The 20,594-nt window shown below is 69.8% G+C and carries 16 protein-coding genes; 5 read left to right on the plus strand and 11 right to left on the minus strand.

Annotated elements, in window-relative coordinates; translation table 11 throughout:
• Window positions 1-124: 124 nt before the first annotated feature.
• Window positions 125-994, plus strand: a complete 870-nt coding sequence (locus OG735_RS37510) for a universal stress protein (RefSeq protein ID WP_327327606.1) — start codon at window positions 125-127, stop codon at window positions 992-994.
• Window positions 995-1,764: 770 nt separating this feature from the next.
• Window positions 1,765-2,643, plus strand: coding sequence for a universal stress protein (locus OG735_RS37515; RefSeq protein ID WP_327327607.1), 879 nt, complete (start codon window positions 1,765-1,767; stop codon window positions 2,641-2,643).
• A 520-nt stretch (window positions 2,644-3,163) separates the two neighbouring features.
• Here the strand turns inward: OG735_RS37515 and exaC are convergent.
• The 10 genes from exaC to OG735_RS37570 all read right to left on the minus strand — a co-directional run bounded on the left by exaC (window position 3,164) and on the right by OG735_RS37570 (window position 17,821).
• Complete coding sequence (exaC, locus tag OG735_RS37525) at window positions 3,164-4,687, minus strand: acetaldehyde dehydrogenase ExaC (RefSeq protein WP_327327608.1); 1,524 nt, start codon at window positions 4,685-4,687, stop codon at window positions 3,164-3,166.
• Between the two features lie 190 nt (window positions 4,688-4,877).
• A complete protein-coding gene (locus OG735_RS37530; protein ID WP_327327609.1) occupies window positions 4,878-6,440 on the minus strand; it encodes a GMC family oxidoreductase in 1,563 nt (520 codons plus the stop codon).
• A gap of 57 nt (window positions 6,441-6,497) precedes the next feature.
• Window positions 6,498-8,087: an APC family permease gene (locus OG735_RS37535; RefSeq protein ID WP_327327610.1), complete on the minus strand. Its 1,590-nt coding sequence runs from the start codon at window positions 8,085-8,087 to the stop codon at window positions 6,498-6,500.
• Window positions 8,084-9,553, minus strand: coding sequence for an aldehyde dehydrogenase family protein (locus OG735_RS37540; RefSeq protein ID WP_327327611.1), 1,470 nt, complete (start codon window positions 9,551-9,553; stop codon window positions 8,084-8,086). The genes OG735_RS37535 and OG735_RS37540 overlap by 4 nt, the downstream gene beginning before the upstream one ends.
• A gap of 246 nt (window positions 9,554-9,799) precedes the next feature.
• Window positions 9,800-11,053 carry a GAF domain-containing protein gene (locus OG735_RS37545; RefSeq protein ID WP_327327612.1) on the minus strand — a complete coding sequence of 418 codons (1,254 nt, stop codon included), beginning with the start codon at window positions 11,051-11,053 and terminating at the stop codon, window positions 9,800-9,802.
• A gap of 57 nt (window positions 11,054-11,110) precedes the next feature.
• A complete protein-coding gene (locus tag OG735_RS37550) occupies window positions 11,111-11,692 on the minus strand; it encodes an N-acetylmuramoyl-L-alanine amidase (RefSeq protein ID WP_327327613.1) in 582 nt (193 codons plus the stop codon).
• Between the two features lie 22 nt (window positions 11,693-11,714).
• The gene (locus OG735_RS37555) at window positions 11,715-11,924 is read right to left on the minus strand and encodes a hypothetical protein (RefSeq protein ID WP_327327614.1); all 210 of its coding nucleotides are present in this window, start codon (window positions 11,922-11,924) and stop codon (window positions 11,715-11,717) included.
• Between the two features lie 173 nt (window positions 11,925-12,097).
• Window positions 12,098-13,462: an esterase-like activity of phytase family protein gene (locus tag OG735_RS37560; protein WP_327327615.1), complete on the minus strand. Its 1,365-nt coding sequence runs from the start codon at window positions 13,460-13,462 to the stop codon at window positions 12,098-12,100.
• A gap of 121 nt (window positions 13,463-13,583) precedes the next feature.
• Window positions 13,584-14,867, minus strand: coding sequence for an SWIM zinc finger family protein (locus OG735_RS37565; protein WP_327327616.1), 1,284 nt, complete (start codon window positions 14,865-14,867; stop codon window positions 13,584-13,586).
• Window positions 14,864-17,821 (minus strand): DEAD/DEAH box helicase, encoded by a 2,958-nt coding sequence (locus OG735_RS37570; RefSeq protein ID WP_442812555.1) that lies wholly within the window; start codon window positions 17,819-17,821, stop codon window positions 14,864-14,866. Before OG735_RS37570 ends, OG735_RS37565 begins: the two co-directional genes overlap by 4 nt.
• A gap of 266 nt (window positions 17,822-18,087) precedes the next feature.
• Between OG735_RS37570 and OG735_RS37575 the strand changes: the two genes are divergently transcribed.
• The 3 genes from OG735_RS37575 to OG735_RS37585 all read left to right on the plus strand — a co-directional run bounded on the left by OG735_RS37575 (window position 18,088) and on the right by OG735_RS37585 (window position 20,047).
• Complete coding sequence (locus OG735_RS37575) at window positions 18,088-19,182, plus strand: fatty acid desaturase family protein (RefSeq protein ID WP_327327617.1); 1,095 nt, start codon at window positions 18,088-18,090, stop codon at window positions 19,180-19,182.
• 68 nt (window positions 19,183-19,250) lie between these two features.
• On the plus strand, window positions 19,251-19,433 hold the full coding sequence (locus tag OG735_RS37580; RefSeq protein ID WP_108154099.1) for a hypothetical protein: 183 nt from the start codon (window positions 19,251-19,253) through the stop codon (window positions 19,431-19,433).
• Between the two features lie 71 nt (window positions 19,434-19,504).
• Window positions 19,505-20,047, plus strand: a complete 543-nt coding sequence (locus OG735_RS37585) for an MOSC domain-containing protein (RefSeq protein ID WP_327327618.1) — start codon at window positions 19,505-19,507, stop codon at window positions 20,045-20,047.
• A 105-nt stretch (window positions 20,048-20,152) separates the two neighbouring features.
• On the opposite strand, the gene OG735_RS37590 is transcribed toward OG735_RS37585, so the two are convergent.
• Window positions 20,153-20,587 carry an SAM-dependent methyltransferase gene (locus tag OG735_RS37590; RefSeq protein ID WP_327328585.1) on the minus strand — a complete coding sequence of 145 codons (435 nt, stop codon included), beginning with the start codon at window positions 20,585-20,587 and terminating at the stop codon, window positions 20,153-20,155.
• Window positions 20,588-20,594 lie beyond the last annotated feature (7 nt).

Genomic DNA, 20,594 nt, shown 5'->3' on the forward strand with positions numbered 1-20,594 from the left:
AGAGGACCCGGGCCAGGGACGATCGGCCCAGGCACCGCCGGTCCCTCCTCTGTAATCGTCTACCTCACGAAGTCAGCAAGTCCGTTGCGAATACTGACCGCGGCGGCACCACCGGGAGGCGACCATGCCTGGCACCATCACCGTTGGACTGGACGGAACAGACCACGCCCTCGCCGCCGCGGACTGGGCGGCGCACGAGGCGGCGCGCCGGGGGATGGACCTGCGCCTGGTGCACGCCTGGGTGTGGCGCGGCACCGACACGGTGTACATCGGGGACCGTGCAATGGAGGAGCGGTGGGTGCGCAACGTGCTGAACGAGGCGGAAGCCCGCGTGGCCAAGGTGTACCCGGACCTGAACGTCACTACCGAGCTCCTGGTCGATGACCCCGTACCGACGCTCGTCGCCGAAGCCGCGCGGGCCGAGATGCTGGTGCTGGGCTCTCGCGGCTACGGCACGCTGACCGGCTATCTGGTCGGTTCTGTGTCCCTGCAGGTGCTGCGCCAGGCGACCGGGCCGGTCGTCATGGTGCGCGGGCCGAGGCAGACCACAGTGCAACAGCGCTTCGACGAGGTCGTCGTCGGCGTCCAGGAAGCAGAGGAAGCCGGCGGACCAGTCCTCGAGTTCGCCTTCGCGGCTGCCGCCGAACGCGGAGCGACGCTTCGAGCTGTACGCGCCTGGAGCATCCCTTCGGTCCTGTCCTGGAGTCCGGGATCGATGTGGCTGGCCGACCAGGCGGGTGGCTTGGAGCCGCTGCACAAGGAGATCCTGGCCGACGCCCTGGGGCCCTGGCGCCAGAAGTACCCCGATGTGGATGTCATCGAGCATGTCGAGATCGGCGCAGCCTCGGAGGTTCTGCTGTCCAACAGCAGCCGCGCGAGCCTCGTGGTCGTCGGACGCCGCACCCACGACACGGGCCTGCGCCGTCTTGGCTCAGTTACCCATGCTGTTCTCCACCACGCGCCCAGTGCGGTCGCGGTCGTACCGCACCCCTGACACCGCGCGCATGGGACCACGCGCCCTGCTACACCGAGGGCGCCGATCATCTGGTGGTGGTCGGCCGGTCGCATCCGGCGCGGTCCGCTGGGGCTCGCACATCGGCCATGTCGCCCATGCTGTCATCGAACACGCCGCGTCGCCCGTCGCCGTGGTGACCCACGACTGGCCGGCCGCGGCCCAAACCGAACCTGTCCTGGACGGACCCGTCCAGGACGGTTGCGGCCGCCGCGTAGCAGCACCCGGGACCGGCTTCCCGACCACGTCCACCGTGTGGAACTTCTGCCGCCACGGCAGCAGCATGTCGCCCTGCGCCTGAGCCACCTGGGCACTGATGTCGTCCTGCAGTCCGGCTTCGAACACGGGCAGGTAGGTGAAGGCCGAGGCGGAGATGCGTCACGAGCGACACGTGAACTCTTCCTGCGACACGTCCGCATGCTCACCTTTGGCTCGCTCAGGCCGGGGAAAGACCCGACGATATGGCGGCCCGTCGGTTCGCCGGGCCCGCTCCCGGGGTGTCCGGCTGTCGTTCGATCTGTCGGCTGGTGGGGGAATGGCGGTCCCACCAAGTCACGTCCCGGGGGCTGGGCACGGCCGCGACATCTGGGGTGCGCCTCAAGCCGGGACCAGTGGTCCCCCGGCGGGCACCTGATGGCCCTCGCGTGTGGCGGGCGGTGCGGCGAGGCTGATGGGGCCGGTATGCCGACGCTGTCACAGTGAAGGAGAGAGCCAAGATGCCTAGGACCCCCGCCCCCCATGTCCACGGGCGTATGCCCGTAGTCGCCGGAGTCAGCCAATCCGACGCAAGCAGAACCGGCCTTGCCTGGGCCTCGGACGAAGCCGTGCTGCGGCAACTGCCGCTGCGGCTGGTACACGCGCTGGAATGGCCGCCGGGAGCAGACCCCGCCCCTCACGTTCCCCACCCGGAGCGCACCTGGAGCGCCCATTTCCGGTCCGGCGGAGAGGCGGTGGTGCGTGAGGCTGTGGAGTTCGTCCACGCACGCCATCCGGGCTTGGAGGTCGAGGCGCGTTCCGCTGACGGTCCGCGAGCCCGGGTGCTGGTGGAACAGGGTGCGGATGCCGCTCTGTTGGTGGTGGGTGCGAAGCGGCTGAACGTGGCGGAGCAGCTGTTCACCGTCTCCCCCCTTGGGGTCACCCTCACCGCCCATGCCGGGTGCCCGGTAGTGGTGGCCCGTGAACCCGAGCACGCCGTCGGCGAGCCGCCCGTGGTCGTCGTGGGGGTCGACGGGTCCGCCAATTCCCGCGATGCCATGGCGTTCGCCTTCGAAGAGGCCGCGGTGTCCGGGGCTCGACTGCGGGCGGTCATGGTGCGCTACGTGCATCGCGAGCGGGCGGTAGGCGGCGAGCGGGCCGATGTCGAGAATCGCTCCAGACTTGAGCTGTCGGAAGCGACGGCGGGCTGGCGGGAGAAGTACCCGGAGGTTGAGGTTGACTATCGGGTGAGGTATGGCCACCCGGCGCGGGCCTTGGCCCACACGGCCGCAAACGCGCGATGCCTGGTGGTCGGGTCCCGCGGGCTCGGCGGCTTTCGCGGCATGCTGCTCGGTTCGGTGAGCCACGTGCTCCTCCATCAGGCGACCTGCCCTCTGATCGTGGTACCGCCGCGGGAAGGCATAGCCGCATACTGAACGTCCTACAGCGACTGGGGGCACCTCCCGGAGACCGGTGAGGCATGCTCAACCTGACGGGGCGGGGTCGTAGCCTCCGGCAAGGAGTGGACCGACGACGGTGAGGTCTATGAAGTGCGCTCCCCAAAACGACGCGCAGCCAAGGCCACGCGGCCCGTGCCGATCCCGCCCTCCTTCGTGAGCACGCTGAGATCACACATCGACCGGTTCGGCGTGGCGCCGAACGGCCGGCTGCCACGAGGCCTTACGACCTTCGGCACGCCGGGATCTCCTTCTGGCTGCACTTTGACGTGGACCCCGGCCGAAAGCGCGCGCCGAGCCGGGCAGAGCATTGAAGTTCTCTTCCGGCACTACGCCAAGTTCCCCAGGGCTGCCGGATCTGGTCCGTAACTGCTGGTCAGGAGTGGGAGACCGGTGGGATGAGTTGGGATAGTCGACGCAATCCGGGCTGCTTTGTAATCGGATGGCGCAGAGGGCGCCTGACGGGCAGCAGCCCAGTTCAGGCGCCCTCTTCTTGGCCCTAGAAGAAGCCGAGCTTCTTCGGTGAATAGCTCACCAGGAGATTCTTCGTCTGCTGGTAGTGGTCCAGCATCATCCTGTGGTTCTCGCGGCCGATCCCCGACTGCTTGTAGCCGCCGAACGCCGCGTGCGCCGGATAGGCGTGGTAGCAGTTCGTCCAGACCCGGCCCGCCTGGATGGCGCGCCCCGCCCGGTAGGCGGTGTTGATGTCCCGGGTCCACACGCCCGCGCCGAGCCCGTACAGCGTGTCGTTCGCCGTTTTGATCGCGTCGTCGAAGTCCGAGAAGGACGTGACCGCGACGACCGGGCCAAAGATCTCCTCCTGGAAGACGCGCATACGGTTGTCACCCTCGAAGATCGTCGGCTGCACGTAGTAACCGCCCGCCAACTCGCCGTCGTACTCGATGCGCTGACCTCCCGTCAGGACCTTCGCGCCTTCCTGCTGACCGATGTCCAGATACGAAAGAATCTTCTGGAGCTGGTCGTTGGAGGCCTGGGCGCCGATCATCGTGTCGGTGTCCAGCGGGTGGCCGGGCACGATCTTCTCGGTGCGGGCGATGCCCGCCTCCAGGAATTCGCTGTAGTGCCCGCGCTGGATCAGCGCACGCGACGGACACGTGCACACCTCGCCCTGGTTGAGGGCGAACATGGTGAAGCCCTCGAGCGCCTTGTCGCGGAAGTCGTCGTCTGCCGCCCATACGTCGTCGAAGAAGATGTTCGGCGACTTGCCGCCGAGTTCCAGCGTGACCGGTTTGATGTTCTCGGAGGCGTACTGCATGATCAGCCGCCCCGTCGTGGTCTCGCCGGTGAAAGCGATCTTCGCGACGCGCGGGCTGGAGGCGAGCGGCTTGCCGGCTTCCACGCCGAAGCCGTTGACGATATTGACGACGCCCGGCGGCAGCAGATCGGCGACCAGGCTGAGCCAGAAGTGGATGGACGCCGGGGTCTGCTCGGCCGGCTTCAGCACCACCGCGTTGCCCGCCGCCAGCGCGGGCGCCAGCTTCCAGGTCGCCATCAGGATCGGGAAGTTCCACGGAATGATCTGTCCCACGACGCCGAGCGGCTCATGGAAGTGGTACGCGACGGTGTCGTCGTCGACCTCGCTCAGCGAGCCCTCCTGGGCGCGCAGAGCCCCCGCGAAGTAGCGGAAGTGGTCGATGGCGAGCGGGATGTCCGCGGCCAGGGTCTCCCGTACCGGTTTGCCGTTCTCCCAGCTCTCGGCGACCGCGAGCTGCTCGAGGTTCGCCTCCATCCGGTCGGCGATCTTGTTGAGGATCCCCGCGCGTGCCTCGGCGGAGGTGCGGCCCCAGGCGGGCGCGGCGGAGTGCGCCGCGTCGAGGGCGCGTTCGACGTCCTCGGCGGTGCCGCGGGCGACCTCGGTGAAGGGACGGCCGTTGACCGGGCTCGGGTTCTCGAAGTACTGGCCGCCGGCCGGTGGGACGTACTCGCCGCCGATCCAGTGGTCGTAGCGGGACTGGTACGAGACGATCGCGCCGTCGCTGCCCGGCGCTGCGTATCGGGTCATCTCCATGGCCTCCCGGTGAGGGTGCCGCCCGCCTTTGGACGGCGCTCGCCGTGAGGCTAGGAGCCATGACGTTGCAAGCAGGTTGCGGATCGGAGGGAAGGATCGGATCGAAGGATCGGACCGAGGATCAGACCCAGGGTTCGGACGGAGGGCTCGGACGGAGGGCTCGGACCGACGGGTCAGCCTGGTGTCAGGTCGCCTTGATCATGTCGGCACACTTCTCGCCGATCATCATCGTGGTGATGCACGGATTGACCGTAGGCAGGAACGGCATCACGGACGCGTCGGCCACCCGCAGCCCGCTGACGCCCTTGACCCTCAGTTGCGGATCGAGCGGCGAGTCGGCGTCGTCCGCCGCGCCCATCCGCACAGTGCCCGCCGGGTGGTAGACGGTGTTGTGCGTCTCGCGGATATAGCTGAACAGCTCCTCGTCGGACTGCAGCGCAGGGCCCGGAGCGAGCTCGGTGCCCGCCCACTCCGCCATCGGCGCCTTCGAGACGATCTGACGGGCGAGCCGCAGACCGTACGTCATGACCCGGATGTCGTGCTCGTGCGTGAAGTACCGCGGGTCGACCTTCGGCTTGTCCCGGAAGTCGCGGGTGCGCAGCCGCACCGTACCCATGGACCGGGCCCGGGTGACGTTCGGGGTGAGACAGAAGGCGTTGTCGGACGTCGGGTATCCGCGCCGGTAGGTGTTCAGGTCGAACGGCACCGAGCCGTAGTGGAACATCAGGTCCGGCCGGTCCAGGCCTGGTTCGGTGTCCGCGAGGATGCCGATCTCCCACCACTGCGTGGAGGAGGTGACCATGGGCTGCTTTGCCTCCCACATGATCACGCCCTCCGGATGGTCCTGCAGACGCGAGCCGACGCCGGGCGAGTCCACCCGCACGTCAACTCCGCAGTCCCGCAGATGGTCCGCCGGTCCGACACCCGAGAGCATCAGCAGCTTCGGCGAGTCGATGGCCCCGCAGGAGACGACCACTTCGCGGCGCGCCGTGACCGCGCCGCTGTGAATCGTGTCGGGCTCCAGATACTCCACGCCGGTGCAGCGCCGATCTCCGTTGAACACCAGCCGCTTGGCCTGCACATCGGTACGCACCTCCAGGTTCGGCCGCTTGCCGAGGATGGGGTGCAAATACGACACCGACGCGGACGAACGGATGCCGTCGGGACGGCAGTTGATCTGGAACCAGTGTGCGCCGCGCATCACCGTGACGCCGGTGTTGAACGGGGTCGTGGGGATGTCCGCAGCCGCGCAGGCGGCCAGCAGTGCCGTTCCGCACGGGTCGTTCGGCGGGACGGTACGGATGATGACCGGGCCCGAGCGGCCGTGGTGCTCCCCGGGCGCGTCGTTGGTCTCCAGACGCTGGTAGAGCGGGAAGCAGTCCTTGGCGCTCCAGCCCGTACAGCCCATCGAACCCCACTCGTCGAGGTCCTCGGCCGGCGCCCAGAAGGCGATGCAGGAGTTGTGCGAGGAGCAGCCACCGAGCACCTTGGCGCGGGCGTGCCGCAGAAAGCTGTTGCCGTTCTCCTGCGGCTCCACCGGGTAGTCCCAGTCGTAACAGGAGTCCAGCAGAGCCATCCACCGGTCGAGCCGGAGGATGCTGTCGTCGCCGACGTCCGACGGACCGGCCTCCAGTACACAGACGCTGACGTCCGGGTCCTCGGTCAGTCGCGCGGCGATGACGGCGCCGGCCGTGCCGCCGCCGACCACCACATAGTCGAACTCGTGGAGGGGGCTGTCTGCAGGCATCGCATCTCCAGGATCGGTGGGACAGAAGGACCGAGGGAATCTCCAGGATCGGGGGAGTCAGGAGTTGGCGGCGGTCGGCGGTTCGTCCGCGAGCACGGCGCGGTGCTCGGCGAGCACGCCCGTACGGTGCCGCTGGACGAACCAGTAGTAGGCGAAGCCGCCGAGGGCGACCACGCCGACGAAGAGGAACGCGCCCCAGCGCAGATACCAGTGCTGCGGTCCGGTCGCGTTGTAGACCTCGGCGCGCGGCCAGGCGAGGTTGAGCGACATGGCCGCGCCCCACAGCACCGCGAGGATGTTGACGGGCAGCCCGAGCTTGCCGAGTGAGAACTTGCCTTCGACGGGCTGCCACTTGCCGCGCAGACGCCGGACCAGCATCGGTGTGGTGACCAGCAGATAGGCCACGTAGATCATGATGATGGCGATGCTGGTGATCACCGAGAAGATCTGTGGCTGGTTGATGTTGATGACCAGGATGAAAACACCCACCACACCGATCACCACGGCGGGTACCACCGGTGTCTTGAAGCGTGGGCTGACCCGCGCGAGCAGCGAACCCGCCGGCAGGTTGTTGTCCCGGGCCATCGCGAACATCAGCCGGATGCCCGCGGCCTGCACGGCAAGTGTGCAGACCGTGATCGCGACGACCACGCACCACAGCACGATCTCGCCGATCGTGGAGCCGAGCGTCACCAGCACGACGTACTGCAGACCTTCCGTGGAGAGCTGCTTCGCGAACAGGTTCGGCACGGCCATCAGGGCGAAGAGCAGGATCAGTCCGCCGATGATGAAGGACGCGATGAGGGCCCGCAGGATGGCGCGGGGCGCGTTGCGGCTCGGATCGTGCGACTCCTCGCCGAGCGACGACGACGTGTCGAAGCCGTACATCACATACGCGGAGGCCAGCGAGGCGGTCAGGAACGCGCCGAAGTAACCGAGGGGCTGGCCGCTGCCGAGTCCGTAGGTCTGGGTCAGGACGGTGCTGGGGCCACGGGTGATGTGTGCCGCGAGAAGGATGACCAGGGCGACGGCGGCGATCAGCTCGATGAACACGCCCGCCGAGTTGATGGTCGCCATGAGTTTGACGCCGAAGGCGTTCACCAGGGTGGAGAAGAGGATGAGCACCGTGCCGAGGAGAACGGCGTTGGCGGCCGCGTCGGTCTTGCCGCTGCCGTCACCCACGAACTGGAACCAGTCGTCGATGCGCGGCAGTGTGATCTGGTAGGCGAGGACCACCGCGGAGAGGGTCACCATGGTGGCCGTCATCATCATCCAGCCACCGAGCCAGCCGATGTGCGGACCGCCCATGCTCTTGGCCCAGTTGTAGACGGACCCGGCCACCGGGTACCGGGCGGCGAGCTCGCAGAAGCAGAGGGCCACCATCAGTTGGCCGACGAAGACCATCGGCCAGGACCACCAGTACGCGGGGCCGCCGAAGGCGACACCGAAGTAGAACAGCTGGAAGGTGCCGGTCAGGATGGAGATGTAGCTGATCCCGGCGGCGAAGGTGTGGAAGTTGCCGAGGGTGCGCTTCAGCTCCGGGCGGTAGCCGAGCTCGCCGAGTGCGTCGTCATCGTGCTGGCTCTGCGTCCTGGCGGCGGCGGCCGGACCGACAGGGTCAGGCCCACCGCCGGTCTCCGTACTCATTCGAACCACCTCTGCGGACGCGGCGCGAGGTTGCGCCAGACGTGCTTCGCCTCCCGGTATTCGGCCAGTCCCGTCGGCCCCAGTTCGCGGCCGAAACCGGACTGCTTCATACCGCCCCACTCCGCCTGGGGCACGTACGGATGGAAGTCGTTGATCCATACGGTTCCGGCGCGCAACCGCGAGGCCACCCGGTGCGACCGGTCGACGTCCTGCGACCAGACCGCTCCTGCCAGCCCGTAGACCGTGTCGTTGGCGAGCGAGACCGCCTCCTCCTCGTCGCGGAACCGTTCGACGGTGAGTACCGGGCCGAACGACTCGTCGCGCACCACGGACATGCCCGGTGCGCACTCGTCCAGCACGGTCGGCAGATAGTAGAAGCCGTCCCGCAGCGCGGGATCCTTGGGCCGCGCTCCGCCGCAGCGCAGCACCGCGCCCTCGGCCAGTCCTGCCGCGACATACGCCTCGACCTTCTTGCGGTGCTCGGCAGAGATCAGCGGCCCGGCGCGGGCGTTCTCGTCGAACGGGCCACCGAGCCGGATCTCCTGGGCCTTGGCCACCACCGTGTCGACGAACCTGTCGTGCAGCTCGTCCTCGACCAGCAGTCGCGCCCCGGCCGAGCAGACCTGGCCGGAGTGCAGGAACACCGCCATCAGGGCGTAGTCGACCGCCGCGTCGAAGTCGGCGTCGGCGAAGACGATGTTCGGGTTCTTGCCGCCCAGTTCCAGCGCGATCTTCTTCACGGTGGGGGCGGCGGCCGCCATGATGCGGCGGCCGGTGACAAGACCGCCGGTGAACGACACCAGGTCGACCCGCGGATCCTCACTGAGTGGCGCGCCCACGGCGGGCCCCGCGCCCAGCACCAGGTTGGCGACCCCGTCCGGCAGCCCGGCCTCGGCCAGCAACCGCATCAGGATGATGGCGGTGTGCGGGGTCAGCTCGCTGGGCTTGAGCACGAAGGTGTTGCCCGCGCCGAGCGCAGGGGCGACCTTCCAGGAGGTCTGCAGCAGCGGGTAGTTCCATGGAGTGATCAGTGCGCACACGCCGACCGGTTCGTGCACCACTCTGCTGTCCGCTTCGGGGTTGCCGGTCTCGACAATCCGGTCGGTGCCGCCCGCGGCCGTCAGATTGCCGAAGTAGCGGAAGCAGTTCGTGATGTCGTCCATGTCGTACTCGCTCTCCACGAGCCGCTTCCCGGTGTCCAGGGATTCGGCGCGGGCGAGTGCGTCCTTGTCGCGTTGCAGGAGATCGGCGACGCGCAGCAGCAGCCGGCCGCGCTCCGCGGCCGGAGTGCCGGGCCACGGTCCGCGGTCGAAGGCGTCACGGGCCGCGGCGATCGCCGCCGCGGCGTCTTTCCGCCCCGCCTCGTCGACGGTCGCGACGAGGGTGCCGTCCGCGGGGCAGCGGATGTCGCGGACCTGCCCGTCGACCGCGGTGGTCCACTTACCGCCGATGAACAGCTCCGGCATGGGGGGCTCCCTCCGGTTCGGATGGGCGGGCGCCGGTCAGGGGCCCGGCCGGGTCATGCCCTGTGGCGCTCCACCACATGACACCGCTCCACCACATGACACTAAGGAGATCGGCCCGTGATCGCAGTGCGGGAGCCGTCATCCGGTGGTGAAATGTCGAAGCCCTCATCCGGTGGTGAAAAGGGGGACAGAACGGTCACTGTCCGTGTGTTCGAATGTCGGCCGGGTTGTGCCGTGCTGCAGCGGTCAGGAGCCCTGTCGGCCGTCGAGTTCTTGTACGCGCGCGAGCGCTGACGGACGCTGCCGTACCGGCAGTACGGAGGCAAGCGCCCGCCATACCGGGAGGTCGTCCTCACCCCACGGGCTGTACGCCCAGTCCGCCAGCAGTCCCGGATCGCCGCGGGCGATCAGTGCCGCCCGCAGCTGGTCCTCCAGACGGCGCCGCAGCCGTGCCACAGCGGGAGCCTGCGAGGCGGGCAGGAGGGGACCCGCGTAGGCGCTCAGCGCCCCGGTCACCGCCCCCGAGGCCAGTCGGCGCGCCACAGTGCCGAAGTCCGCGTCGACCGGCACGGCCAGCCGGTACGGGCGCGAGCGCAGCAGCTCAGGACCCAGCAGGCCGCGCAGCCGGGAGAGCTCGGCCCGCAGCGTGACCGGGGTGACCGACTCGTCCTCGTACAGCTCCACCAGCAGCTCGTCGCCGCCGATACCTTCCGGACGCCGGGCCAGCACCACCAGGATCTCGCTGTGCCGGCGGCTCAGCCGCACCTTGCGCCCGCCCGCCACCAGCAGTGCCTCGTCCCGTCCCAGTGCCGAAAGCCGCATATGGTCGGCCGCGGGCGGCGGGGCAAGCAGCGCAAGCTGCGACTCGGCGGCCCGCGCCACGGCCCCGACGAACGCCAGACTGTGCGGATGCGCCAGCCGGTCGCCGCCGGTGATGTCCACCGCGCCCAGCACCCGCCCGGTGGCCGGGTCGTGGATGGGGGCCGCGGCACACGTCCAGGCCTGCACCGGCCGTCGGAAGTGCTCGGCGGCGAAGACCTGGACGGGCCGGTCCACCGTGATCGACGTGCCCGGGGCGTTCGTCCCGGCGACCGCCTCGGCCCAGCGGGCGCCCGGCACGAAGTTCATCCGGCCCGCCATCCGGCGGGTGGCCGAAGGCCCTTCGACCCACAGCAGCCGGCCCTGCGCGTCGCAGACCGCGACCAGATGTTCGCCGTCCCTCGCGTACGCGCCCATCAGCTCCCGGACCAGCGGCATCACCCGCGCCAGCGGATGGCTCTCGCGGTACGCCCCCAGATCGTCGGCGTCCAGCTCGACTCCGGCGGTACCCTCCGGGCTGACATGTGCGCGGGCCGAACGCCGCCAGGACTCGGCCACCACGGAACGCACCGGCCGCTCGACCCGGCCCGCCGTCAGATACGTGTCGTACGCCCGGCTGAGCGCGGCGAGCCGCTCCGTCGGATCCGCGCCGGACTCCAGGGCCACCCATGCGTCGCTCAACTCGGCCTCCCGCGCCCATCGTGACCCCATCCGCGAGGACCGACAAGCGTCCCCGCATCAGACGCAGTTGACCAGCTGGATGTAGCGTCCCCAGTCCCACAGCGGACCGGGGTCGGTGTGCGTGGCGCCCGGCACCTCGCAGTGGCCGATGATGTGCGCCCGGTCCTTGGGGATCCCGTGGCGATCGCAGACCGAGGCGGTGAGCGCCGCCGACTGCTCGTACATCGCCCGCGTGAAGTACTTCGGCCGGTCCACCCAGCCCTCGTGCTCAATGCCGACGCTGCGGGTGTTGTAGTCCCAGTTGCCGGCGTGCCAGGCGACGTCGCTCTCCCCTACACACTGCGCGACACAGCCGTCCGCGGAGCGGACCACATAGTGCGCGGAGACCCGCTTCGCCGGGTTCTGGAAGACCCTGAGGGTGTCGGTGAAACCCAACTGGGTGACATGGATGACCACATACTCGACGGGATACTCCGAAGGGCGGTCGGACGCTGTGCAGTTGGCGGTCGAGGCCGGAGCCCAGCGGGCCGGCGGATAGTCGGTGTCGGCCCTGACTGCGGCATGTGCGCGGGCGGCGGGCAGCAGTACACCGGTGGCGGCCGCGGCGGCGGCGCCCCGGAGCAGTCCTCTACGGTTCACGGGACTCTCCTGGTGGGGGGTTTCAGTGGCGGGGCAGTAAGGCGGCGACCTCCCGCAGACGACGGTGGAGGCCGCCATGAGGATCTCCCGCCGGCAGCCACTCTTTGCGGATCTCCGTGACACAGGGGTAGTTGGTGTCGCGGACATGGGCGGGCGGAGCCTCGCCCGCCTGTGTGATCAGCTGGTACGCGTCGAGCCGGGACAGCCCGTGGTCGCGGGCCGGCCACTGCACCAGGTCCGAGCGCCCGCCGGAAGGGAAGCGGCGACGGCTGCCGCGGGAGCCATCGCCGTGCTGCTGTGGAAGACAACCTCACGAGGTACGGGTCGTGGCCCAAGTTGACGGAGAATGGCCGCATCAACTGCCGCTGGTATCAGCGACAGTTGATGGTCGATGCCGGCAGGTGATCAGCCGCGCAGCGGCCGCGGCAGCCGGACGTATGTCACCGTCGTCTCGATGCCACTGTCCACCAGACGCCCCTGCGCGTCGAAGGCCTCGGGCCCGTCGGTCATCCCGAAATCGTTGTCGTTGATGAGCGCGAGCGTGTTGCGGCCCACCAGCGCGATGCCCTCGACCTTGCCGGGCACGCCCGCGACCTTGCCGAAGTCGACGACCAGGCTCTTGCGGAGTACGGGCACGCCCGCCGCCGAGGGATCCTCGAGCTGCTCGTACGACGGGGAGGTCGCCGTGTCGTCCCACGCACCGCCCAGGATGCCGCCGCCGCGTGGCAGGGTGACCCGGTGCAGCCGGGACGTCTTGTCGGTGCGCTCCTGCACAAGGAGGCTGTCGCGGCCGATCGCCACCACCGAGGAGATCTTGAGCTCCGAGGTGTCGTCCTCGCTCGGGTCGACCACGTCCACCGCGTCGAAGCGGTAGGCGTACTCCGCCGTCACCGCGCGCTTCCTCGGCGAGAATCGCAGCAGCCGCGCGTTGCGCGACGCTTCGCCCGCATGCGCGTCCGGCACGGACAGCGGGCTCTGCACCGCCAGCACCAGGTCACCGCTCGGGAGTTGGGTCAGTCCCTCGAAGCCCCGGTTGGTCTTGCGCTGGAGCAGAATGCCGGGCAGAGCCTCCACGACCGGATAGCCGGCGCCCGTCAGCTTCAGCCCCTCGGGCACGTACCGCGCCAGAACCCTGCCGCGGGCGGAGACATGCACCAGGGACGGGCCGTACTCGTCGGCGAGCCAGAAGCTGCCGTCCGCGGCACGCACGATGCCCTCGGTGTCGAGGCCGTTGGGGTCGTACGAGAGCGGGGTCTTCGCGTCGTACGTGTACGGGGCCTCGTCGCGCGCGGCCTGGTTCGACAGCCCGGTGACCGGCTTGCCGGACGGCGTGGTGATGGGGATCGCCGTGATCACCCGCACCTGGTCTCCGGACACCCGCACCTTCACGATCGCCGGATCGAACCCGGAGACGGGGAAGGTGCGGCGCTTCTTGCCATCCACCTTGATCTGGCCGTTGGGCCCGCGGTCGGTCACCGTCCAGAACTCGCCCTTGCGACCTGCCGGGTAGAGGTCGCTGCCGATCCCGCCGAGGTCGACGCCGCGGTCGTCGGCGACCGTGCCGGGCAGCAGTGCGTTGCTGAACCGCCCCAGCGGGATGTCCCCGAGAGTCGCTGTCGCCACCACGCGCGGAGCCCGCTGCTCCCTGCCGTCATGACCCGGCACGCCCGTGGCGGTGCCCGCCACGGCGATCGCCGCGAGCAGAGCGATCGGCAGCCCCATGGCGAAGGAACGGCGAACGGTGCGCTGCTGCTGCGCGTGCGGGGACATAGGGCCTCCTGGCCAACAGATCATGTGACAGTGGCCAGGCTGAGCGCTCCTCCCGAACGCGATGAGACGGCCGGATGAACACCGCCTGGCGCACTGTCAACACGCGTGCGACACGGCTCGTTCAGCCCGTCTCGCCCAGTACCTCCGCCAGCGCCGCCGCCGGATCGTGGTCCGCGGGACCGGCCGGGGCCCAGCGGCCGCGCTCCTTGCGGTACGGCCACCAGCGGCCGTCACGGCCCACGCGCAACTGCGCCTCCGCCCCCACCACCGTCCAGCGGCCCGAGCCGCCCGCCCGCAACTGCGGGCGTTCCGCCTCCTCCCAGGCGTCGGAGAGCTGTGTCCGCGCCCGTGCCAGCACCTCCGCCTCCGGCGTCCACTCCTCCTCGAGCACCGAGAGGGCGGCCGCACCGCCGTACCGCCAGGCGCGCACGGCCAGGTCCAGCTCGGCACGCTGCCGGTCGGTGCCCGCGGCGAGACGTCCCGCGACCGCCGGTCCCGGCGCAGCGGCGGACAGCCGTACCGCGTCCTGATCCAGTGTCAACCCCACTTTCAACGGCTGCTGTTCATGACCGGGTGAGAGAGCCTCCGACAGCAGCCGGTGCGCCCGCGCCGCCGCATCCGAGGCCAGGAACTCCAGCGCCGCGGCGTCGATACCGGCCGCCGGAGCGGTCTCCGTGTCCAGCGCGGGCGGCTGCCCGGGCTCGTCGGGCAGCGGTGGAGGAGCCGGCAGCGGCGGCAGGATGTCCCGCGCCGCGAATGCCTCGTCGGCCCGCACACCCTCGGGCGTCCGTGCCTGGGCGGCCTCCTGCTCCGGCTCCGCCCCGGCCGCCCGCGCCACACTCCGTATCTGCAGCTCGTCAAGGAGACGACGCTCCCCGCGCCCCCGCATCAGCAGCAGCACGAACGGATCCTGGTCAAGGAGCCGCGCCAGCTCGTAGCAGAGGGCCGCCGTGTGCGGGCAGTGGTCCCATGCCTCACAGCTGCACTCGGGCTCCAGGTCGCCGATGCCGGGAAGCAGTTCGACACCGGCGGCCGCCGCGTCCTCCACCAGATGCGGCGGCATCTCCCGGTCGAGCAGCGCGGCGATATGCCCCGCCCGGTCGACCGCCATGTTCAGGAAGCGGTCCCACTCCTCCTCGCTCAGCTCCTGCAGCAGCACATCGCTGCGCTGCGCGGTGCCGTCCCGGTCCCGTACGACGGCGGTGATCCGTCCGGGACGTACCGACACCGCACCGACCGCACCCTCACGCGCGTGCCTGCGGCCCTCCTTCAGCTGCTTGCCGTCGAGCGCCGTGTCCTCCAACGCTTTGAGCCACGCCCGGCCCCACCAGGTCTGTGCGAAACCCCGGCCGTGCGCCGGCGGCAGCGCGTCGAACGTGCGCTCCATCTCGTCCCTGCCGCTCATCGGGTGCTCCCTCGCAGCTCCACCAGATCCGCCAGCTCGGCGTCGGTCAGTTCCGTCAGGGCGGTCTCGCCGGAGCCGAGGACCGCGTCCGCCAACTCCCGTTTGCGCGCCAGCATGTCGGCGATCCGGTCCTCGATGGTGCCCTCCGCGATCAGCCGGTGGACCTGCACGGGACGGTGCTGACCGATGCGGTGGGCACGGTCGGTGGCCTGCGCCTCGACGGCGGGGTTCCACCAGCGGTCGTAGTGCACGACATGTTCGGCCCGGGTGAGGTTCAGCCCGGTGCCCGCCGCCTTCAACGACAGCAGGAAGACGGGCACTTCACCGTCCTGGAAGCGGTTCACCATCGCCTCGCGCTCGGCGATCGGCGTGCCTCCGTGCAGGAACTGCGTGCGTACGCCGCGTGCCGCCAGATGCTGCTCGAGCAGCCGCGCCATCTGCACGTACTGGGTGAAGACCAGCACGCTCGCGTCCTCGGCCAGGATGGTGTCGAGGAGTTCGTCCAACAGCTCCACCTTGCCGGAGCGGCCGGCGATCCGCGGCGGCGCCTCCTTGAGGCTCTGCTCCTTCAAATACTGCGCCGGGTGGTTGCAGATCTGCTTGAGCGCGGTGAGCAGCTTCACCACCAGACCGCGCCGTTCCATGCCACCGGCCTCCGAGATCGCGGCGAGGGTCTCCCGTACGACCGCCTCGTACAGACCGGTCTGTTCCTTGGTCAGTGACACGGCCCGGTCGGTCTCGGTCTTGGGTGGAAGCTCGGGCGCGATACCCGGGTCGGACTTGCGCCGGCGCAGCAGGAACGGCCGTACCAGCGCGGCCAGTCGCCGGGCCGCGGCCGGATCGTTGCCGCCCTCCACCGCCTGCGCATAGCGCGTACGGAAGGTGCCGAGCTTCCCGAGCAGCCCAGGCGTCGTCCAGTCGAGGATCGCCCACAGCTCGGACAGGTTGTTCTCCACCGGCGTGCCGCTGAGCGCGACGCGCGCCTTCGCACCGATGGTGCGCAGTTGCCTGGCGGTGCCGGAGTACGGATTCTTGACATGCTGCGCCTCGTCGGCGACGACCATGCCCCAGGACACCTGGCCGAGTTTCTCGGCGTCCAGCCGCATCGTGCCGTACGTGGTGAGCACGAACTCCCCGTCCGCCAGGGCGTCGAGACCGCGCGAGGGGCCGTGGAAGCGGCGTACGGGTGTGCCGGGCGCGAATCTCTCGATCTCGCGCTGCCAGTTGCCCATCAGGGACGTCGGGCAGACGACGAGCGTGGGGCCCGCTGCCGATGTGTCGGTCTGCCGGTGCAGATGCAGTGAGATGAGCGTGATCGTCTTGCCGAGTCCCATGTCGTCGGCGAGACAGCCGCCGAGGCCGAGCGAGGTCATACGGTTCAGCCAGTTGAGGCCGCGCAGCTGGTAGTCGCGCAGGGTCGCGGCGAGCGCCGCGGGCTGTCCGATCTCCTGCTGTCCGCCCTCGGGATCGGCGAGCCGGTCGCGCAGCCGCGCCAGCCATCCGGACGCCTGTACGTCGATGCGGCGGCCGTCGACCTCGGTCGTGCCGGTCAGTACGGCGCCGAGGGCGTCGACCGGAGTCAGCTTGCGGTCCTGGCTCTCGCGGGCGCGCCGGGCTTCCTCCGGATCGATGAGCACCCACTGGTCGCGCAGACGGACGACGGGGCGGTTCGCTTCGGCGAGCCGGTCCAGTTCCGCCCGGGTGAGCTGCTGATCGCCCAGCGCGAACCACCAGTTGAAGGCAAGTAGCGCGTCCGCGGACAGAAAGGACGGCAGTCCGGAATCGTCCTTCAGTGGAGCCTCTCCGTCCTCCTGTCCGGGGCCGGGCTCATCGGGCGGGCCGATCACGGCGCGTGCGGTGAGCTTGCGCGCCATCTCCTTCGGCCAGTGCACCTGGACGCCGGTCGCCGCCAGCGCCCTGGCCGCCTCGCCGAGCAGTTCGGTGACCTCCTCGTCGGCGAGCTCGATCGCGTCCGGCACGGCGGCATGGAGCAGGGGAGTGAGCGGCGTCCAGGCGCGGGCGGCGCGACGCAGCGCGAGCAGGGCGTCCATCCGGGCGCGCGGCCCGAACGCCGCATCCGGGCGGGCTGCCCCGGCCCATACCTCGGCGGCGTCGGCGACGAGCGTCGGATCGCTGACGCGGTGCATCTGCAGGACGGCACGGAAGACCGGCCCCGCGCCCTCCGCGTCCGCCTGTGCAAGACCCGGCAGCTCGATGCGCAGGGAGAGCCGTACACCCGCGTCATGGCCCGCGGCGACGTCCGCCGCCCAGGCACGCTGGTCGGGAAGGTGCTGCGGCTCGTGCGCCGCGAAGGCCGGACCGCCTGCCGCGATCGCGGCCGCAGGCGTGCGCGGTAGACCGTCAGCGACCGCGTCGAGGAACGCGCGCAGCAGTCGCTCCGGCTCCGGCAGCAGCAGAGGATCGGCTGCCTCGTCCAGCGGCACGCAGTGCGCGGCGGGCGGCATCGAGGCCGCGAGCGTACGGACCCGCTCCAGGTCCTGGGGCGTCAGTGGCCCGAGCCGCCAGGCGTCGTGATCGGTGGCGGTGAGCCCCGGCAACAGCAGCCCCCGTGCGGCGAGTTGGAGGGCGAGGATGGTCGCCGCGCCCCAGAAGGCAGTCGCCGGCGAGGCCTTCGCCGAGGCGCGGGCCCTGGTCAGGACCGGCAGCGCGACCCGTACGGGCAGCAGCAGCGCCGATACGGCATGCGGGCGGGCGTCGTCCGCGACCACGGTGAGCCGCTCGACGGGACCGGGCGCGGCCGGGAGTCCGTCGCCGTCGGGACGCCAGAAGGCGATGCGGCTGGCGCGGGCCGGGTTCCCGGGCACGAAGACCGCACAGCAGCGGATGAGTTCGTCGAGGTCGAGGTCGAGGTCGCGTTCGAGGTCGCGTTCGGGCTCGGGTTCGGGTTCGGGTTCGGTGGTCGGAGAGAGCGTTGCTGCGGGAAGTCTGTGCACAGCGATGGCGCATTCCTCAAATTTGACTACTGCGGACCGGAGCCGCCGAGGGTACTCCACTCAGTGCCGGGGACGGATGCGACAAGGCAGTGACCCGGCTCACACGTGCGGGCCGTGGTGCAGCCAGCACCACCTCTCGCCACGGGCTGGCCCCAACTGTGTCCGGGTGGTGGCGCCATGGCTGTCAAGGGTCACTGATCCGTACGTTTTCTCAGGTCAGCGCAGTGAGCGCAGCCAGCGCACGGCACAACAGACCGGAGACCGTCATGCCCGAGGCCACCGCCACCCTTGTGGCTCCCGCATCCGCGCCGCCCACCTCCGGCGCCGGCGCGGGTCGCAGCGCCGGGAGCGAATTCGCGCCGCTCCTGCGGACCGTCAAGGAGCAGGCTCTCCTGGAGCGCCGCACCGGCTGGTACGTCCGCGGCATCACAGTGAATCTCCTCGGCCTCACCGCCGTGATCGCCGGCATGGCCCTGCTCGGTGGCTCCTGGTGGGTGCTGCTGCTCGCACCGCTGCTGGCCGTCCTGTCCGCCTGTACCGCCTTCTTCGGCCATGACGCCGGACACGCCCAGATCACCGGCGACCGCCGCAAGAGCCGGATCATCCAGCTCCTCCACGCCAATCTGCTGCTCGGCATGAGCCAGGAATGGTGGAACGACAAGCACAACCGGCACCACGCCAACCCCAACCACATCGAGAAGGACCCGGATGTCGCGGCCGACATACTGGTCTTCACGCAGAAGCAGGCCAAGGGCCGCGCCGGATTCCGAGGCCGGCTCACCCGCCACCAGGCCTGGCTGTTCTTCCCGCTCACCACCCTCGAAGGCATCGCCCTCAAGGTCTACGGATTCCGGGCCGTCCTCTCCAAGGAGGCGGGCGCCCGCCAGACCACCCGCGAGCGCGCCGTCGAGGGCCTGCTGCTCCTCGCCCATGCCGCCGCGTATGTCACCTTGCTGCTGACCACCATGTCCCTGGGCCACGCCGTCGTCTTCGCGCTCATGCACCAGATGCTTCTCGGCCTCCACCTCGGCATGGCTTTCGCGCCGAACCACAAGGGGATGGAGATGCCCGACGAGGAGAGCGGTCAGCGCTGGGGCCATCTGCGCCGCCAGGTCCTCACCTCCCGCAACATCCGTGGCGGGCCGGTGACGGACTGGTTCCTCGGCGGCCTGAACTACCAGATCGAGCACCACCTCTTCCCGAGCATGCCCCGCCCCCACCTGCGGCTCGCCCGGCCGCTGGTGCGCGCCCACTGCCGCTCGCTCGGCGTCGCGTACACCGAAACCGGTCTCATCGACTCGTACCGGCAGGCACTGACTCACATGCATGAGGTCGGCGAACCGCTGCGCGCCGACGCATAGTGGAACCGTGGGGCGTGTGCGCGCGTTCTCACGGCAGGAGCGGCCACGGCCGCGAAGGAGGCGTCGAGATGTCGACACGTACAAAGATCGTGATAGGGGGAGTGGCCGTAGGCCTGCTCCTGTGGCCGTTGATCGGATTCTGGCTGTCGCTGCTGGTGGTGCTGGGTGTGCCCGCGGTGGCGTATCTGACGCTCGACCCCAGCCAGCGCCGCAGGCTCCGCCGTATCTCCCGCAAGGAGATCGGACGCTGACCCGAGGCTCCCTGACCGTGCCGGTATAGGGTCGGAAACGATCACCGGCACGGGAGAGGGGGCTTCGCTCCATGAGCGCAGCAGTCACGAAGGTCAGCAGCAACGGCGAGTACTCCTTCACCAAGCCGAACCGTGACAGCATCACGTTGCTGGCCGGGCTGGGGGTGGAGGGGGACGTCCACGCGGGGGTGACGGTCAGGCATCGCTTCCGGATCGCGCAGGACCCCACTCAGCCGAATCTGCGCCAGGTCCACCTCATCCACCAGGAGCTCTTCGAGGAGGTGCGGGCGGCCGGTTTCGAGGTCGGCCCCGGTGACCTCGGCGAGAACATCACCACCAGCGGCATCGATCTTCTCGCGCTGCCCACCGGCACGGTGCTGCGGCTCGGCGAGGAAGCGGTTGTGGAGGTCACCGGCCTGCGCAATCCGTGTCTGCAGATCGACACCTTCCAGGACGGCCTGCTCAAGCAGGTCGTCGGCCGTGACGAAGCGGGTGACATCGTGCACAAGGCCGGGATCATGAGCATCGTCAGGGCGGGCGGAGTGGTCAAGCCCGGAGACACGATAGCCGTCGAGCTGCCGGACGGACCGCACCGGCCGCTCGAACGGGTCTAGAGCTCGATCGACTGGTACATCCGCGGGCGGACGCCCGTCCGCCCGCGGATGTACCAGTCGTACGGTCCGCGGGCGGCGCCCGTGTCCATCAGCTCTTACGGCCTGTCAGTAGTAGTCGCGCATCAGCTCCACCGACCACTGCGGCTGCATCGTCTCGCCGATCGGGCCGAACTCCGCCATATACGGCTTGATATCGAGGACCGGCGTGCCGTCCACCGCATCCAGCCCCGTCACAGAGACCTCCAGACCGTCGACCTTCACCAGCCGGCAGCGCGAAACCCCCAGCCGGTTGGGCCGGTTCTTCCCGCGCTGCGCGAAGATCCCCACCAGCGGCCAGTCCGTATTGCCCCGCGGATGACGGGCGCCCGTCTGGATCTTCCCCGGAGCGACCCGGTCGAAGTGGTACACGACCTCCAGATGTGAGAACTCCTCGAGACCGAACAGCGCTTCGGGCCCGAACTGCGCGCTGTCGAGCCGGATCACCGCGCTCTCCAGCCCCCAGTCGTCGTCCTCCACCGCGCTGCGGCCGCCGACCACCATGCCGATC

Origin of the sequence: Streptomyces sp. NBC_01210 (genome assembly GCF_036010325.1) — a bacterium.
Lineage (GTDB): Bacteria > Actinomycetota > Actinomycetes > Streptomycetales > Streptomycetaceae > Streptomyces.